The sequence below is a fragment of the uncultured Alistipes sp. genome (genome assembly GCF_963931675.1).
Taxonomy (GTDB): domain Bacteria; phylum Bacteroidota; class Bacteroidia; order Bacteroidales; family Rikenellaceae; genus Alistipes.
Window position 1 is genome coordinate 2567598 of record NZ_OZ007039.1, and the last position, 17149, is coordinate 2584746.

Here is a 17149-nt window from a genome sequence, read left to right on the forward strand (position 1 = left end):
TAGGATAACAACATGAAAATCGTAACTTTAGGAGAAATCATGCTGCGTCTTTCGACGCCGGGGAACACCCGTTTCGTACAATCCGATTCGTTCGACGTCGTGTACGGCGGCGGCGAGGCCAATGTGGCCGTCTCGTGCGCCAACTACGGCCACGATGCCTACTTCGTGACGAAACTCCCGAAGCATGAGATCGGACAGTCGGCCGTGAATGCCCTGCGCAAGTACGGCGTGAAGACCGACTTTATCGCCCGCGGCGGAGACCGTGTCGGTATCTACTACCTGGAGACCGGTGCTTCGATGCGTCCTTCGAAGGTGATCTATGACCGCGCCCATTCGGCTATTGCCGAGGCCGACCCGCAGGATTTTGATTTCGATGCCATTATGGAGGGTGCCGACTGGTTCCACTGGTCGGGCATCACGCCGGCGATTTCGGACAAGGCTGCCGAGCTGACGAAGCTGGCCTGCGAGGCAGCAAAGCGTCACGGCGTCACGGTGTCGGTGGACTTGAACTTCCGCAAGAAGCTCTGGACCAAGGAGAAGGCCCAGTCGATCATGAAGCCGCTGATGCAGTATGTCGACGTCTGCATCGGTAACGAGGAGGACGCCGAATTGTGCCTGGGCTTCAAGCCCGACGCCGATGTCGAGGGGGGTGAGACCAATGCCGAGGGATACAAGGGCATCTTCCGCCAGATGGCCGCAGAGTTCGGGTTCAAGTATGTGATCTCGACGCTGCGCGAGTCCTTCTCGGCGACGCACAACGGCTGGAAAGCCATGATCTACAACGGCAAGGAGTTCTACGAGTCGAAGCGTTACGACATCAACCCGATCATCGACCGCGTGGGAGGCGGCGACTCCTTCTCGGGCGGCATCATCCACGGTCTGCTGACGAAGCCGACGCAGGGCGAGGCCCTGGAATTCGCCGTGGCAGCTTCGGCCCTGAAGCACACAATCAACGGCGACTTCAACCTCGTTTCTGCCGAGGAGGTCGAGTCGTTGGCCGGCGGCAACGCCAGCGGCCGCGTACAGCGCTGATTGGACAGGTAATTAAAATGCAATAAGAAAATGGCACGTTTTTCAAAAATGCAAGTCATGGAGGCCATCGGCAAAACCGGTATGGTCCCCGTATTCTACCATTCGGACGCTGAAATCGCCAAGCAGGTCGTGAAGGCCTGCTATGATGGCGGTGTGCGGGCGTTCGAGTTTACGAACCGCGGCGACTTCGCCTCGGAGGTCTTCATCGAGGTGATCAAGTTCGCCGCGAAGGAGTGCCCGGAGCTGGTGCTGGGCGTGGGTACGATCGTCGATGCCCCGACGGCCGCGATGTACATCCAGTACGGCGCGAACTTCGTCGTGGGGCCCTATCTGAACCCCGAGGTGGCCAAGGTCTGCAACCGCCACCTGGTGCCCTATACGCCGGGCTGCGGTTCTGTGACGGAGATCGGCGAGGCCCAGGAGCTGGGTTGTGACCTGACGAAGGTCTTCCCGGCGGGCAACGTCGGCGGACCGTCGTTCGTCAAGAACGTCAAGGCTCCGCTGCCGTGGTCGAACATCATGGCCACGGGCGCCGTGGAACCCACCGAGGAGAACCTCACGGCGTGGTTCAAGGCCGGCGTCTACTGCGTGGGCATGGGCTCGCAGCTCTTCCCCAAAGAGGTGATTGCGGCGAAGGACTGGAAGGCCGTTACGGAAAAATGCCGCTTTGCACTGGATGTCATTGCCGGTGTGAAAAACAAGTAAGTAATCTCATCGACCTAAACCTTTTCACATGACAAATACCTCATCAACTTCAACCAAACTGATGACCAACTGGCGTTGGTGGATGTGCGTGCTGCTCTTCGTGGCCACGACGGTGAACTACCTGGACCGTCAGGTTCTGTCGCTGACCTGGAAGGACTTCATCGCTCCCGAATTCCACTGGACCGACGCCGATTACGGTACCATTACCGCCGTTTTCTCGCTCGTGTATGCCCTCTGTATGCTCTTCGCCGGACGTTTCATCGACTGGATGGGCACCAAGAAGGGTTACTTGTGGGCCATCGGCGTATGGTCGGCCGGCGCCTGCCTCCATGCGGCCTGCGGCTGGGCCACGATGCACATCGAGGGCTTCGAGTCGGTCAAGGCCATGACCTCCGTGGAGGCCGGAACGGCTGTGGCGTTCGCCATCGCTTCGACGAGTGTCTGGCTGTTCCTCGCCGCGCGCTGCATCCTTGCGCTGGGTGAGGCGGGCAACTTCCCCGCAGCCATCAAGGTGACCGCCGAGTACTTCCCGAAGAAGGACCGCGCCTTCGCTACGTCGATCTTCAACGCCGGAGCGTCGGTGGGAGCGCTGGTGGCTCCGGCGTCGATTCCGCTGCTGGCCCAGTATTTCAAGGACCAGGGCATCGGCGGCGGCTGGGAGATGGCCTTCCTGATCATTGGAGCGCTGGGCTTCCTCTGGATGGGATTCTGGGTCTTCATGTATGAGAAACCCGAGAAGTCGAAGCACGTGAACGAGGCCGAGCTGGCCTACATCCATCAGGATGACGCCGAGATGCCGGCCGCCGAGGTCAAGGCGCAGGAGGAGAAACCCGAAAAGGTCATTCCGTTCTGGCGCTGCTTCACCTACCGGCAGACCTGGTCGTTCATCACCGGCAAGTTCTTCACCGACGGCGTGTGGTGGTTCTACCTCTTCTGGGCTCCGGCCTACTTCTCGGACCAGTACGGCTACTCGTCCAGTTCGGGAATGGGTATTGCGCTGATCTTCACGCTCTATGCCATCGTGACGGTGCTGTCGATCTTCGGCGGTTACCTTCCGAAGCTCTTCGTCGACCGCAAGGGCATGAATCCCTATGCGGGCCGTATGCTGGCGATGCTGATCTTCGCGTTCCTGCCGCTGCCCGCGCTCTTCGCTCAGGGTGCCGGAACCTACTCGGTATGGTGGCCCGCGATCATCATCGGTCTGGCCGGCGCCGGACACCAGGCGTGGTCGGCGAACCTCTTCTCGACGATCGGCGACATGTTCCCCAAATCGGCCATCGCAACCATCACGGGCATCGGCGGCATGGCCGGCGGTGTGGGCTCGTTCCTGATCAACAAGGGAGCCGGAGCGCTCTTCACCCACTCGGAGCAGATGGGCGAGGCCTTCCGCTTCATGGGCTTCGACGGTAAGGAGGCCGGCTACATGATCATCTTCTGCATCTGCGCCGTGGCCTATCTGGTGGCGTGGTCGATCATGAAGGCGCTGGTTCCGAAGTACAAGCCTATCGTTATCGAATAATTTTTCCCGAGTCCGGACCGACGGCGGGAACCACATGCCGCCGTCGGCCCCTTCCGGGCTCAAATTCCTGAAAAACATGTTGAAAGAATTGAACAGGTCGACCGTCGCAACGGTTGACCGCCCCGTTCGTATCCTGCAGTTCGGCGAGGGCAACTTCCTGCGGGCCTTCGTGGACTGGCAGATCGACATCGCCAACGAGAAGGGCGTCATGAATTCGGGCGTGGCCATCTGCCAGCCCATTATCGATCCCGAACACAAGGTGCTGGGGATGATCGACCTGCTGCACAGGCAGGACAACCTCTACCACGTCTACCTGGAGGGCATCGAGAACCGTCAGCCGAAGAAGGACGTGCGGCTGGTGAAGAGCGTGATGGATTCGTTCAACCCCTATGTCGACTACGAGAAGTACGAGCAATACTTCCTCTCGCCGGATCTGAAGATCACGATCTCGAACACCACCGAGGCGGGGATCCGCTACGAGGAGGGCGACGATCTGGAGGCGCGTCCGCCGAAGTCCTACCCTGCGAAGATGACGGCGCTGCTGTACAAGCGCTTCAAGCACTTCCAGGGCGACCCGACGAAGGGCCTCTGCATCATCTGCTGCGAGCTGATCGAGAACAACGGCTCGACGCTGCACGAGTATGTGATCCGCCACGCGATGTACAACGGCCTGGGGGCCGACTTCATCGACTGGGTGGAGCGCAACTGCCACTTCTGCGACACGCTGGTCGACCGCATCGTGCCGGGCTTCCCGCGCGACACGATCGACGAGATCAAGGAGGAGTTGGGCTATGACGACAACCTCGTGGTAAAGGCCGAGTTGTACCACCTGTGGGCGATCGGCGGCGAGGGCTACAGGGAGGTGATGAAGGAGCTGCCGCTGGACAAGGCGGGCCTGCACGTGATCTTCATGCCGTCGATCAAGCAGTTCCGCGACAAGAAAGTCCGCATCCTGAACGGTTCGCACACGGGCATGGTGCCCATTGCCCTGCAGATGGGCTGCGAGACGGTGATGGACGCCTTCAACACCCCGGCCATCGAGCGTTTCATCAACGAGATGGTCGCCGAGGAGGTGATCCCGATGATTGAGGAGGACCAGGAGGAGCTGAAACAGTTCGCCGCGGGGATCCTCGAACGCTTCTACAACCCCTACATCAAGCACATGCTGCGTTCGATCTCGCTGAACTCGCTCTCGAAGTGGGAGGCGCGCAACTATCCGACCGTGAAGGACAACTGGTTCAAGGCCGGAAAGCTAGCCGCACGCGAGTGCTTTACCTTTGCGGCGCTGATGTCGCTGTACGGCCCGAAGAGCGGTTTCGAGCCCGACGACACGAAGGAGTTTGTCGACTACATCCGCACGAACTGGAATTCGGAGGACCTCGTGGGTACGGTCTCGAAGATCGTGCGCGAGAGCGGCATCTTCACGGTGGATTTCTCGGAGGTCCCGGGCTTCGTGGAGGCCGTTGCGGGCTATGTGGGTGACATCGAGGCGCTGGGCATGAAAGGGGCGCTGGACAAATTTTTGACGAAATAGCATTTTTCCCGAAAAGGTGGAGCGGACGGGCCGGAAGCCGGATGACGGAGGGCCCGGCTCCGCTTTTTTCAGACCAGAGGAGTTTATGAAACGATTCTTGAAAATCAATGCCGCGGATAATGTGGCCGTGGCGCTGGCCGATCTGGCTGCGGGCGAGCGTGTGGAGATCGACGGCGGGGTGGTGGCGTTGCGTGAGGCGGTGGCCCGGGGACACAAGTTCGCCTTGAGGGACCTCACCGAAGGAGAAAACGTCATCAAGTACGGCTATCCGATCGGGCATGTCACCTGCAACGTGGCGGCCGGGACGTGGATCCATTCGCACAACCTGAAAACCAACCTGCACGACGACCTCACCTACACCTATACGCCGCGGGCCTGTCCGCTCGACATTCCGAAGCGTGACGTCACGGTGCAGGGTTACCTGCGCCGCGACGGGCGGATGGGCATCCGCAACGAACTGTGGATCGTGCCGTCGGTGGGGTGCGTCAACGGACAGGCGCAGGCCATTGCCGAGCGGGTGCGCCGCGAGTGCGACTGCTCGCATCTGGACGACGTGCGCGTCTACACCCATAACTACGGCTGTTCGCAGCTGGGCGACGACCACGCCAACACGCGGCGGGCGCTGGCCGCACTGGTCCGGCATCCGAATGCGGGTGCGGTGCTGGTGCTGGGGCTCGGGTGCGAGAACAACCAGGTTGCGGCCCTCAAGGAGGAGATCGGCACATGGGACGACGAGCGCGTGAAGTTCCTGATCGCCCAGGAGGTCGAGGACGAAATCCAGACGGGTTTCGAGATCTGCCGCGGGCTGGTTGAGAAGACGCGCGAGGACCGTCGCCAGCCGCTGCCGCTCTCGTATCTGAAGGTGGGGCTGAAGTGCGGCGGTTCGGACGGCTTCTCGGGCATCACGGCCAACCCGCTGGTGGGTTTGTTCTCCGACTGGCTGGTGGCGCAGGGCGGTACGACCGTGCTGACGGAAGTCCCGGAGATGTTCGGCGCCGAGACAATCCTGATGGACCGCGCCACGGATCGCGGGATCTTCGACCGCACGGTGCACCTGATCAACGATTTCAAGGGCTATTTCCGCAAGTACGGTCAGCCGATCTACGAGAATCCCTCGCCGGGGAACAAGAAGGGCGGCATCACGACCCTCGAGGAGAAGTCGCTGGGCTGCGTGCAGAAGGGCGGATCGCAGCCCGTGGTCGATGTGCTGGGCTATGCGCAGCCGATCGTGAAGCCGGGTCTGAATCTCCTGCAGGCCCCGGGCAACGACCTGGTGGCCGCTTCGGCGCTGGCCCTGTCGGGGTGCCAGCTGGTGTTGTTCACCACGGGGCGCGGCACGCCCTTCGGGTCGTTCGTCCCGACGATGAAGATCGCCACCAACACGCCGCTGTCGCAGTTCAAGGCCAACTGGATCGACTTCAACGCCGGGACGCTCGTCGAGGACGAAGAGCCGCACGCCGTGCTGGAGCGGCTGATCGGGAAGATTCTCGCGACGGCCGACGGCGAACACCTCAAGCACGAGCGCACGGGCTTTAAGGAGATTGCCATCTTCAAGTCGGGCGTGACGTTGTAAGAGACCGGAATTCGGGACCGGCCGTTATCGGGCCCTTCCCGGTTGTTGCCTGCCGCCTGCGGTGTCGTTTGCAGGCCGCCCCCCCCAACCCCCTCCTCGGAGGGGGCTTGCGGTTTTGGACAGAAGGTGTGAAACAAGACAGATGCGTAATATGAAATTGCTGACTCTTTTTGTTTTTTGTTCTCTTTTCGCGGTCCGGGCCTTTGCCGGAGAGCCCGTCTATACGGTCGACTGCAACGGCGGGGGTGACTTCCGCACCGTGCAGGAGTGCTTCGACGCCCTGCCCTCGAAACCCGATGGCTGGCGCACCGTCCGCATCCTGCCCGGTACGTACCGCGAAAAGGTGACGTTGGATGTCTACAAGGATCGCGTGCGGATCGTCGGCGCGGGCGGGGCCGAACAGGTCCGCATCGTCTGGGATGACCACACGGGGAAGGTCGTCGACGGCCATGAGATGACGACCTACGACACCTGGACGATGTCGTTGCAGGCCGACGATGTGGTGCTGGAAGGCGTCACCGTCGAGAACGATGCCGGGCGTGTCGGGCAGGCCGTGGCGCTCGAAACCCGCGGCGACCGCATCTGGATCGACGGCTGCCGTTTGGTCGGCGATCAGGACACCTTCTTCACGAAGGGGTATGTCTCGCGCATCTACGTCACGGATTCCTGGATCGAGGGGACGACCGATTTCATCTTCGGGCCTTCGATCGTCCTCTTCGACCGCTGCCGGATCCACGCCAAGGCCGACAGTTTTCTGACCGCCGCGTCGACTACCGAGCGAAACCTGTACGGCTATGTTTTCCGGGATTGCCGGGTAACGGCCGATCCGGCAGTGACGCGGCTCTATCTGGGGCGTCCCTGGAAATCGACCGCCCGGACGGTCTGGATCCGCTGCGATCTGCCGGCGGCGATCCGCCCCGAAGGGTGGCGCGACTGGCACGATTCGGCCCGCAAGGGCGATGTCTATTACGCCGAGTATGGCTGTACGGGGCCGGGGGCCGACCGCTCGGGGCGTGTGGCCTGGTCGCGGGAGTTGACCTGCGACGAAGCTGCGGCCTATACGCCGGAGCAGATCTTCGCCCGGAAGACCGGCTCGGAGGCGTTCCGCAATGACTGGCTCCCTGTGGCGCCGTTTTCGGAGAAGGGCCGTGGTGCCAGGGTTCAGCAATGACTGTTGGCCGGAGATGCCGGAAAAAGGGCCGGTCCTTCCGAACTGCGGGGGACCGGTCGTTTGTGTCCGGGAGGCAGGCGTCTACGCCTTTTCGCGGATGGTCCGCAGGCCGCGGGTCATGACGTATTGCAGGACGCCCCGCAGGAGCATGTACAAGGTAAAGGCCAGCCAGAGGGCGTTGTTGCCGATCCACGGCCGCAGGGCGTAGAAGATGGCGAAATAGGCGGCCGTGGCTCCGAACATCGAGTTGCGCATGACGCGCGTCTCGGTGGCGCCGACCATGATGCCGTCCATGATGAAGGGCATGGCCGAGGCGATGGGGATCAGGATGATCCAGACGATATAGTGCCCGGCCAACTCGACGATCTGCGCGGCGTTCGGCGCCGAGTGGTCGACGAAGAGCCCTACCAGGTCGCGCCACCACACGAGGTAGATCCCTACGAACACTACCGATACGAGTGTGCCCCAGAGCAGGCAGCGGTGCAGGCAGGCGCCGAGCGACACCCGGTCGCGGGCCCCGATGAAGCGTCCGGTGAGGGCCTCGGCGGCGTAGGCGAAGCCGTCGTTCATGTAGGAGAAGAGCGTGAAGAGCTCCAGCAGCAGGGCGTTCACGGCGAGCAGCGTGTGGTCCTCCATGCGGGCCGAGGCGCCGGTGAAGAAGGTATAGACGGCCACGATGCAGAGCGTGCGCAGGATGATGTCGCGGTTGATCACGAAGAAGCGCCGCAGGGGCTGCAGGTCCAGGACCTCCGACCAGCGGATCGAGGTCAGCAGCGACCGGTACTTTACGACGAGCAGCAGCGTGGCCAGCCCCACGCCGCACCATTGTGCCACGACCGAGGCCCAGGCGATGCCGACGATCCCGAGGTCGAGCCCGAAGGCGAAGGCGAGGCTGCACGTGAGGTGGATCAGGTTGACCGTGACGGCCGTGATCATCGGGAAGAGGGCGTTCTGCATGCCGGTGAACCAGCCGTTGAAACCGAAGAGGAGGATGCCGGCCGGCACAGCCCAGATGCGGGTGTAGAAGTATTCGCGGGTCATCTCACCGCCGTTCATGGCCCAGAGAGCCAGTTCGCCCAGCGGGTACTGGAGCAGGAGCATCACACAGCCCATGACCCCCGCTACGGACAGGGCCCGGGCCAGCATGTTGGTGCATTCGCGGTAGTTCCCGGCGCCGAAGGCCTGGGCCGTGAGGCCGCTGGTCCCCATGCGCACGAAGGAGCAGTTCCAGTAGATGAAGTTGAAGATCGACACGCCGATGGCCAGGGCGCCGATCGTCGCGGCGGAGTCCTCGCCCCAGTGTCCGGCGATGGCTGTCGAGACGATGCCCATGAGCGGGACGGTGATGTTCGAGACGATGTTCGGGAGCGCCAGGCGCAGTATTTCGCGGTTCATTCGCTGCATAACGGGTGCAAAGATAAGGCAAAAGCGGCGAATTTTCGGTCCGCGGCGGCTTTTTCTCGATTTCGGGCACACAATGTGCTGGAATCCGGAAAAATGGATTACCTTTGCCGCGCAAATTCATCTTATAGAAGATACGAACATGAAAGATTCGAAAAACGACTCGACCCCGGTGCTTGAACGCTTCGCACGCGACAAGCGCAAACGCACCGTGATCGCTACGGCGGAGCGTGTCGAGCGTCGCCCGCGTTTGCAGCGTGACGCTGCCGATTCGGAGCAACCGTCCCATCCGTACCGTCCCGAACACCGGGCATCGTACAATCCGCACTTCACGGCCGACAACCGGCCGCGTTTCGACCGCTCCCGCCAGGAGGACGAGGAGCGCCCGCGCCGTGCGTTCGGCGACCGTGAAAATCGCTACGGCGAGGAGCGCCCGCAGCGCAATAACGGCGAGCGCGAATATCGATACGGCCGTTACGGCGATGAAGAGCGCCCGCAGCGAGCGTATGGCGATCGTCCGCGTCGTGACAGCGGCGAGCGTTCGCAGCGGAGCGCTTCAACCCACGGCCCGAAACCCGCCTGCGGTGAAAAACGAACCGGGAAATTCGATGACCGCAAGGGCCTGAAGGGCGGCAAGTTCGCCACAAAGGGCGCCGAGGGCCGCACCTTCGACAAACGTTCCCGCAAGGGTGCCGACAAGCCGGTCTCCTATCCGAAATACGATCCGGCGGTGCAGACCGGAGAGATGCGTCTGAACCGTTTTATCGCCCAGTCGGGTATCTGCTCGCGGCGCGAGGCCGACGACTTCATCACGGCGGGTGTGGTAACGGTCAACGGCAAGGTCGTGACCGAACTCGGCACGAAGGTCCTCCCGACCGACGAGGTGCGTTTCAATGGCGAGCCCGTTCACGGCGAGAAGAAGGTCTACCTGGTGCTGAACAAGCCCAAAGGGTATGTCACGTCGCTCGACGACCCGCACGCCGGGAAGACGGTGATGGAACTGGTCAAAGGGGCCTGTACGGAGCGTATTTACCCCGTAGGGCGACTGGACAAGAACAGCCTCGGGCTGCTGCTCTTCACCAACGACGGCGACCTGACCAAGCAGCTCACGCACCCCTCCTACCGGAAGAAGAAGATCTACCAGGTGACGCTCGACAAGCCGCTGACGCGGGCCGACATGGACCGCATTGCCGAGGGCATTACGCTCGAAGACGGCGAAATCTTTGCCGACGAGATCTCCTACGTCAAGGAGAACAAGCAGGAGGTCGGCATCGAGATCCACTCGGGCCGCAACCGCATCGTGCGCCGCATCTTCGAGTTCCTGGGCTACACCGTCACGAAACTCGACCGCGTTTACTACGCCGGACTGACGAAGAAGAACCTCAAGCGCGGGGCGTGGCGTTTCCTCACCCGCGAGGAGGTCGAGCGCCTCAAGTCCGGACTCTACGAGTAGGGTGGGGCGCCGGGACTGAACCGGGGAGGCTGGACAGGAAAGCTGAACAGGAAAGCTGGCAGGGAGGCTGGACAGGGGGCTTCCCTGGTGGCGGAATGACGCCTTCCCGTCGTCCGGAATAACGAAGGTAATGATGCCAAAAGTGGTTGGTGGTATAAAATGTAACCGACATAATATTTGGTAGTTATAAGGATAAAATAGAGATTAGTAGAAACGGGTTTCTACTAATCTCTATTTTTATGTCAAAAAAACGAAAAATACGCTGTCCTCATTGTGGCTTTTTAGAGACAATAAAATGGGGTACTCGTAGCGGTTGCAGCCGCTATTATTGTAAGAATTGTGGCAGCTATTTTACGGATCGTCGAGACTGGATTTCCGATAAAAACAAGTTTATATGGTTCGCGCGTTGGGTTCGCGGTAAACAGCGTATTTGTGACCTTGCGAGTGAGAGCGGATACAGCGAACGCACCCTAAAAAGATACTTCTATCGGCTCTTGCCCCAGTGCCCTTTATGGCAGATACAGCGACGCGAGAAGGTAAATCTTCTGATCGACGGCACCTACTTCTCAAATAAGATTTGTCTGGTTGTATATCGGGATCACAACATCAAGATGACCCTCCTCTATCGCATAACCAGGAGTGAAACGCTGCGGGATTTGAAAGCAGACCTAACGGCTATACGCGATGTCGGCATTCAAATTGAGAGTGTCACCTGTGATGGATCTCCCAATATCATAAAAGCGGTGCGGGAAGTGTGTCCGGAGGCGATCTTGCAGCGTTGTACGGTACATGTAGCGCGAGAGATAGAGACGTGGATTACACGCAAACCACAGACCGTAGCGGCACAGGAACTCCTCGAACTGGTGCACTTGTTAAATGGAGTACAAACACATGATGAGGCACAGTTATGGATACGGGCTTTTATTGACTGGTATCGGCGACACGAACCATTTATCAATGAAAAAACCGTAGATGAGCTGTCGGGAAGATGGTGGTTTACGCATAAGATGCTGCATCGAAGTGTCTCGCATATCAAGCGTGCCATACCCGATCTGTTTTCATACACGCGATACCCTAATGTACCTAAATCTTCAAATTCTATTGAGTCGTTCTTCGGTCACTTGAAGGATAATTTAAGAATCCATCGTGGACTCTCGGAACAACATTTTAAGGACTTTGTAAAGTGGTATCTTTTCCTGAACAGCAATGATGGAATTATTAAGAAACGCAAATGACCAGAATCGTACAATTCTGGTCATTTGATCCAATACGACACCAACCACTTTTGGCATCATTACCATAACGAAAAACCCGATACGGATTTCCGTATCGGGTTTTTCGTGTGTTCGGCAGACCGGCAGATCCGGGTCTGGCATTCGGCAGGGCTACTCGACCTTGAGGGCCCGTTCGATGGCCAGCAGCATGTAGCGGTAGTGGTTTTTCATGCGCTCCGAGGCACCGGTCCGGAGTGCCTGCCGGTAGCTTTGCTGCATCTTGAGCAGCAGCTCGTAGTGGTTGTAATCCGTCGATGGCTGGACCCGGAAGGCAATCGACCGCATGGGCCGCACCCCTTCGATCTCCTCCGGACTGCGCCCCGACAACGTGCGTTGCAGGTGCGATTCGCGGATAAGCCGGGCCTTGTCGAGCACCGGACCGAACTCCGGGGCGAATCCCGAAGCGGAGGCGGGTTCGGAAGCCGGATCGGGTGTCGCGGAGGCCGGGCCGGAGACCGGATCGGAAGCCGGATCGGCGAATGCCGCCACCCGTTTGCGGGTCTGCTCCAGCACTCCGGCCTTCCGGATGACGTCGATCAGCAGGCGCCGCTGCATGGCGAGGTTCGCCTCGGTGGATTCCCGTCCCGCGGTCACGTCCCGCAGGATATAGTCGTACAACTCCTGCATCGCTTCGCGCTGCGTGTAGGGATCCTCCGATTTCGAGGCGCTCAGGTCCAGTGTCGAGAGGCTCTTGAAGACCACCTCGCTGAGCATGTCCTGACAGTATTCGCCCAGTGACACCACCTCGATCACATCCTTGTTCAGCCGGTGGTTGTCGAGCCACGACATCTCCTCCAACTGTTCGAGCATGTAGCGCAGGGCCCGGCGCTGGCGTTCGCGCGGCACCGCGGCGTAGGTCGGAAGCATGTCGTTTTCGTACTTCTCGTTGAGGTAGATGCCCCCGAGGTTGGCCGAGACGCTTACGAACGAGTAGTAGAGCTGGTTCATCACGCTGGCCTGCACGAGCGAACGGAACGTATAGTCCTTGTCCTCCGTGCCGATCCACTCGTCGGCGTGCCGCATGACGTAGGCGTAGTTGGCAAACTCCCAGGCGGAGGCGCGGACCGGATCGTCGCCCAGGTTGTAGGGCATGGCCCGCGGATCGAGGGCCACGGCCACCGGAGTCGGCGTGTAAAGGTACATCGGGTCGCCGCGGTGGAGGGCGATCCGCCGGTCGAGTTCCGGGATCTCCGCCTCGGGGGTTGCGGCCCCTGCGACCGGGCGGTAGAGCCAGTCGACGACGTATTCATCATAAACGCCCGGGCGTTCCTGCATCAGCACTACGCCTCGCTCCTTGTCCCCGGGCTGCGCGACGAAGTTGTAGGGCAGGGCATCCATGATCGAGGCCGAGATGCCGTAACGTTGGGTGAACGACGGCGAGCGCAGCGAATCGGTCGGTATGGCCTGCGATCCGGCGTAGTTCACGGCCAGGCCCAGGCAGGCCCCCGTATGGCGGGCCACGTCGGCGGCCAGCGCCCGGGCGAAGAGCGCGGGCGAGAGTTTCACGCTTCGGGCTTCGGGTTCGGCGGCCCCCAGCTGCACGAAGAGATCGGTCCGGATCCGGGTTGCGACGTTGTGCGGGATGCAGATCGTAGCGCTCAGGATCTCTCCGCTGCGCGGGTCGACGCGCGTGCTGCTCGACAGGCTCTCGCCCATCGTGCAGGCGTACTTGATGCACGAGAATCGGATGTTGTTGGGATCGAACGACGGGTCATCCTTCGGATAGGGCCGCACCTGCACGACATCCCGGTACCCGATCTTCTCGAAGGCGGCATTCCAGCTCAGCACCCCCTTGCGGATGGCGTCGTACCATCCCGCAGGGAAGGTGTCGTCGACATAGAAGACGATCGGGCGGGCGGGGAGGGTGGGCTTCCCGGCGGCAAAGGCTTCGGGGTCGGCGGGCTGGAGGTTCCAGCGGCAGGCGTAGTAGACCTCCCGGGCCTGCTGTTCCCGGTCGCTGTATCGGGTGAAGGCGGCGGGAACCGTCCCGATGCGGGCGTCGCAGAGCCGCGGGCGCATCGTCTCGCGGGGCAGCAGCATCAGCGAACGCCGTGCCAGGGCCGTGAAGGGGGTGTCCTGCTGGACGAGATAGCCCCCGAAACGGGTCGTGAGCGTGAACGACAGACTGCTGAGCACCGAAACGTTGTCGGCAAAGGCCTCCACGCCGCTCAGCAGCGAACTCCCCGCGACGTATTTCACCGTTGTGGCGAGGAATCCCCCGAAACTGTTGATGCCGTAGGGGTCGTGGGGCCGCATGGCCGGGTCGCCGCTCACGAAGAACGACGTGGCTTCGAAGACCGACGAGCCGTCCGGGGCCTTGCACTTCACCGGGAACGAGGCGAGCAGCGGGGCGATGCTGCTCCGCCGCACGGCCCGCGCCATGAGCGAGTCGCCGTCGACGAGCAGGTCCGACCGCACGCGGCGCAGGCAGATGATCGAATCCTCGCGCGTGAAGGTCACGTGCAGCGGTACGCCGGGCTGCTGTCCGGCAAATCCCTCGCCGGGGTCGGAACTCTCCTCGATGGTCGTGCCCAGGAGCATTTCACGCCCGAGCAGCGAGTCGGGGAGCTCGATGTAGAGTTTGTTCCCTTCGAACATGTGCAGCGTCAGGAAGCCCCGGGCCGTGGTCACCCGTTTCTCCTTGAAGAGTTTTTCGTAGTCGGTGAGCGGTTTCGGCGCTTCGCTCTTCGCCTTTTCCGCACGTTTCCGGCCCCGGGCCTGCGCGCTTTGCGGGGCGAAGGCCAGGCTCCCGGCCAGAACCAGGCACAACAGTGCCGGAAGGATGCTTGTCAAACCTCTTTTCATGGCCATGGCACTCATTTCAGGGTCTTTTCGATGTTGTGCAGCAGCAGCGCGTAGTGCATCCGGGTCTGTTGCGAACCGCTGTTCACACGGCTCTTCAGCAGCCGCTGCACGCGCAGCAGGTTGGCGTAGTTCTCGGCTTCGAGCGACTGCTTGACCACGTAGAGGATCCGCGGCGGGTTGTAGCCCGAAACCGGCCCGGGATCGGCAGCCGCGTGGCGGTGCGCCGTGCACGGTGCGCCGTAGCAGAGGTTGTCGCCCAGGGCGTGGTATTCGCGCAGGCACGCCGGAACGGCGATCGTGTAGGGATCGAACCCGATCTCATCTCCGGTCTCCCCGGCAAAACGCTTCGCCGGAACGGCTCCCGTGCCGGCATATTTCAGCCCGGCGGCCTTGCAGATCGTCAGCAGGTATTCGCGCTGGATCATCATCTGCTCGTCGGTGAGGTTGCGGCCCTGGAGGGTGGGTTTCCAGACGTAGTCGTAGATATCCTTCATGCAGGCCTCGACGCTGTAGGGGTCGTCGGACAGCTGTGCGGAGTTTTCGACCTTCGCGGCGCTCATCACCACGGCCCGGATGATGGCCACCTGCATGTAGGTCTTGGGCGACCCCATCAGCTGGATGTTGCGCATCAACCCCTCGTTGTCCAGCCAGTCGAGGTCGTCGAGCTGTCCGAGCAGGAACTGAAGCGCCTCGCGTTGCCGCTCCTTCGGGACGCTGCGGTAGGCCTCCACCGGGTCGCCCACGTGCTTCTCGTTGAGGTAGATGCCGCCGACGTTGGCGAAGACGTGGCCGATATAGCGGATATACTGGCTGATGATGCCCTTGTAGATGTCGGTACGGTAGGAGTAGTCGCGGTCCTCACCCTCGACCCACTCGTTCAGGTGTGTGAGGATGTATTTCAGGTTGGCGATTCCGTACTTCGAGGCCTTCACGGCATCGTCGCCCAGGTCTTCGCTCTGCGACCGCGGGTCGAGGACCGCCCCCTGCTGTTTGCCGTAGCGAAGGACCGGGTCGGCCGCCGCCTCGGTGATCCACTGCGAGGTGATCTTGTAGACCTCCTCGGGCGACGAGGCGTCGTAGACCGGCGTGTAGAGCCACTTTACGGCATAGTAGTCGTAGGTCCCGAAGCGCGGCGGGGTCATCTTCACGCCCCGTTCCAGGTCGCCGGGCTGCGCCACGTAGTTGAAGCGCGCGTAGTCCATGATCGACGTCGTGGTGCCGTGCTGCTGCGTGAAGGTCGGCGAGCGCAGCGAGTCCACCGGAATAACGGCCGAGGCGCTCATGTTGTGCATGAAGCCCAGGCAGTGGCCGACCTCGTGTGTCACGACGTAGCGCAGCGCGTCGTCGAGCACCTCCCTGGGGAGCTTCACGCTCCGCACCGTCGTGTCGGCCTGCGCCGTCTGGATGAAGCGCCAGTTGTTCACCAGCTTGACAATGTCGTGGAAGACGTAGACCGAGGCGTTGACGATCTCACCGCTCCGCGGATCGACCCACGAGGGCCCCATGGCGTTCGAAATGCCGATCGGGGCGTAGCGGATACACGAATACTTGATGTTGTCGGGATCGAACTCCGGGTCGTCCTTCGGGTATTCGCGGGCTTCGACGGCCCCCTCGAATCCGATGCGTTCGAAGGGCTCGTTCCACTGCCGCACGGCCTCGAAGATCGGCTGCCGCCAGCTCTCCGGAAAGTCCGGGTCAATGTAGAAGACGATGGGCTTCTTGGGTTTGACCCGTTCGCCCCGGCGGTAGGCCTCCACGTCCGAGGGCTCCACCCGCCAGCGGTTCGCATAGCAGAGCAGGCGTGCCTGCTGTTCGCGCTCGCTGAAGAGGATCTTCCCGGTCGGGAAGACCGACATGCGGCTGTCGACGAAGCGCGGCTCGTAGGGCTCCTCGGGCAGCAGCACCAGCGAGCGCGTCATCACGGCCGTGAAGGGTACGTCACTGGCAATCACGCTGCTCCCGGCCTTGAGCGTGTAGGTGTAGCTCAGGTGGCTGCGAACCACGATGTTGTCGGCAAAGGCCCGGATCTCCCCGAGGAACGACCGGTCCGACTGGTAATTCGACGTGCGGGTCACCTGCCCGTAGCGGAGGTTTTCGCCGTAGGGGTCGAAGGGCGTGAGGGCCTTGTTGTCGCTCAGGAAGAGGTCCGTGGCGTTGAAGACCACGGCACAGCTGTCGGGGCTCCAGGCCGCGATGTCATACGACTTGAGGATCGCACCGATGCCGTTGGCCTCCAGCGAGCGGGCGATGTTCGGGCTCGCCGCGTCGGTCACATTGTCGCGCACCATCTTGCGGATCTGCACCTTGTCGCCCGTCTTCGTGAAACGAACCCACAGCGGTTCGGTGGGTTTCGATCCGATGACGGCGTCGCCGTTGTCCGAAATCTCGCTGACGGTCGATCCCAGGAGCATGTCCCGCCCGAGCAGCGCGAGCGGGAATTCGAAATAGAGTTTGCCCTTGACCTTGTGCAGACGGATCATGCCGTCGGCCACGTCGTGCTTCTCCTTGAAGAGCTTCTCATACTCGGTGGGTTTGGGTTTCGCGGCCGTCTGTTCGGTTTTGGCCTTTTTCTTTCTCTTCTTCGCGGCGGCCGAAGCCGGGGTGGCTCCTCCGAGCACCCCGGCCGTCAGACCGCAACACAACAACAATAAGACGGTTTTTCGCAACATATCGCGTGATTAA

The 17149-nt window shown here is 61.5% G+C and carries 11 protein-coding genes; 8 read left to right on the forward strand and 3 right to left on the reverse strand.

The genetic code is table 11. From position 1 onward, the window contains the following. Positions 1 to 12 precede the first annotated feature (12 nt). The 6 genes from ABGT65_RS10770 (at position 13) to ABGT65_RS10795 (ending at position 7534) form a co-directional block, all read left to right on the forward strand. Positions 13 to 1032: a sugar kinase gene (locus ABGT65_RS10770; RefSeq protein ID WP_346702076.1), complete on the forward strand. Its 1020-nt coding sequence runs from the start codon at positions 13 to 15 to the stop codon at positions 1030 to 1032. Between the two features lie 30 nt (positions 1033 to 1062). After that, positions 1063 to 1737 (forward strand): bifunctional 4-hydroxy-2-oxoglutarate aldolase/2-dehydro-3-deoxy-phosphogluconate aldolase, encoded by a 675-nt coding sequence (locus ABGT65_RS10775; RefSeq protein ID WP_346702078.1) that lies wholly within the window; start codon positions 1063 to 1065, stop codon positions 1735 to 1737. A gap of 28 nt (positions 1738 to 1765) precedes the next feature. Continuing rightward, positions 1766 to 3256 carry an MFS transporter gene (locus ABGT65_RS10780; RefSeq protein WP_346702079.1) on the forward strand — a complete coding sequence of 497 codons (1491 nt, stop codon included), beginning with the start codon at positions 1766 to 1768 and terminating at the stop codon, positions 3254 to 3256. A gap of 76 nt (positions 3257 to 3332) precedes the next feature. Further along, positions 3333 to 4790, forward strand: a complete 1458-nt coding sequence (locus tag ABGT65_RS10785) for a tagaturonate reductase (protein WP_346702081.1) — start codon at positions 3333 to 3335, stop codon at positions 4788 to 4790. Between the two features lie 85 nt (positions 4791 to 4875). Further along, the gene (locus ABGT65_RS10790; protein ID WP_346702083.1) at positions 4876 to 6363 is read left to right on the forward strand and encodes an altronate dehydratase family protein; all 1488 of its coding nucleotides are present in this window, start codon (positions 4876 to 4878) and stop codon (positions 6361 to 6363) included. 151 nt (positions 6364 to 6514) lie between these two features. After that, entirely contained in the window at positions 6515 to 7534 is a 1020-nt protein-coding gene (locus ABGT65_RS10795) for a pectinesterase family protein (protein WP_346702084.1), read from the forward strand. 81 nt (positions 7535 to 7615) lie between these two features. Here the strand turns inward: ABGT65_RS10795 and ABGT65_RS10800 are convergent, their stop codons facing one another. Beyond that, the gene (locus tag ABGT65_RS10800) at positions 7616 to 8929 is read right to left on the reverse strand and encodes an MATE family efflux transporter (protein ID WP_346703087.1); all 1314 of its coding nucleotides are present in this window, start codon (positions 8927 to 8929) and stop codon (positions 7616 to 7618) included. Positions 8930 to 9077: 148 nt separating this feature from the next. Here ABGT65_RS10800 and ABGT65_RS10805 point away from each other — a divergent pair, with 148 nt between their 5' ends. After that, positions 9078 to 10388, forward strand: coding sequence for a pseudouridine synthase (locus tag ABGT65_RS10805; protein ID WP_346702086.1), 1311 nt, complete (start codon positions 9078 to 9080; stop codon positions 10386 to 10388). Between the two features lie 239 nt (positions 10389 to 10627). Beyond that, positions 10628 to 11623 carry a transposase gene (locus tag ABGT65_RS10810; protein WP_149873922.1) on the forward strand — a complete coding sequence of 332 codons (996 nt, stop codon included), beginning with the start codon at positions 10628 to 10630 and terminating at the stop codon, positions 11621 to 11623. 150 nt (positions 11624 to 11773) lie between these two features. Here the strand turns inward: ABGT65_RS10810 and ABGT65_RS10815 are convergent, their stop codons facing one another. Further along, complete coding sequence (locus tag ABGT65_RS10815) at positions 11774 to 14467, reverse strand: zinc-dependent metalloprotease (protein WP_346702088.1); 2694 nt, start codon at positions 14465 to 14467, stop codon at positions 11774 to 11776. 11 nt (positions 14468 to 14478) lie between these two features. Continuing rightward, positions 14479 to 17136 carry a zinc-dependent metalloprotease gene (locus ABGT65_RS10820; protein ID WP_346702089.1) on the reverse strand — a complete coding sequence of 886 codons (2658 nt, stop codon included), beginning with the start codon at positions 17134 to 17136 and terminating at the stop codon, positions 14479 to 14481. Positions 17137 to 17149 lie beyond the last annotated feature (13 nt).

Bases quoted from the DNA above. Each gene is read 5' to 3' on its own strand.
- ABGT65_RS10810 (WP_149873922.1), top strand. From the start codon at position 10,628: ATGTCAAAAAAACGAAAAATACGCTGTCCTCATTGTGGCTTTTTAGAG.
- ABGT65_RS10820 (WP_346702089.1), bottom strand. From the start codon at position 17,136: ATGTTGCGAAAAACCGTCTTATTGTTGTTGTGTTGCGGTCTGACGGCC.
- ABGT65_RS10785 (WP_346702081.1), top strand. From the start codon at position 3,333: ATGTTGAAAGAATTGAACAGGTCGACCGTCGCAACGGTTGACCGCCCC.
- ABGT65_RS10805 (WP_346702086.1), top strand. From the start codon at position 9,078: ATGAAAGATTCGAAAAACGACTCGACCCCGGTGCTTGAACGCTTCGCA.
- ABGT65_RS10775 (WP_346702078.1), top strand. From the start codon at position 1,063: ATGGCACGTTTTTCAAAAATGCAAGTCATGGAGGCCATCGGCAAAACC.
- ABGT65_RS10815 (WP_346702088.1), bottom strand. From the start codon at position 14,467: ATGAAAAGAGGTTTGACAAGCATCCTTCCGGCACTGTTGTGCCTGGTT.
- ABGT65_RS10780 (WP_346702079.1), top strand. From the start codon at position 1,766: ATGACAAATACCTCATCAACTTCAACCAAACTGATGACCAACTGGCGT.
- ABGT65_RS10790 (WP_346702083.1), top strand. From the start codon at position 4,876: ATGAAACGATTCTTGAAAATCAATGCCGCGGATAATGTGGCCGTGGCG.
- ABGT65_RS10770 (WP_346702076.1), top strand. From the start codon at position 13: ATGAAAATCGTAACTTTAGGAGAAATCATGCTGCGTCTTTCGACGCCG.
- ABGT65_RS10795 (WP_346702084.1), top strand. From the start codon at position 6,515: ATGAAATTGCTGACTCTTTTTGTTTTTTGTTCTCTTTTCGCGGTCCGG.
- ABGT65_RS10800 (WP_346703087.1), bottom strand. From the start codon at position 8,929: ATGAACCGCGAAATACTGCGCCTGGCGCTCCCGAACATCGTCTCGAAC.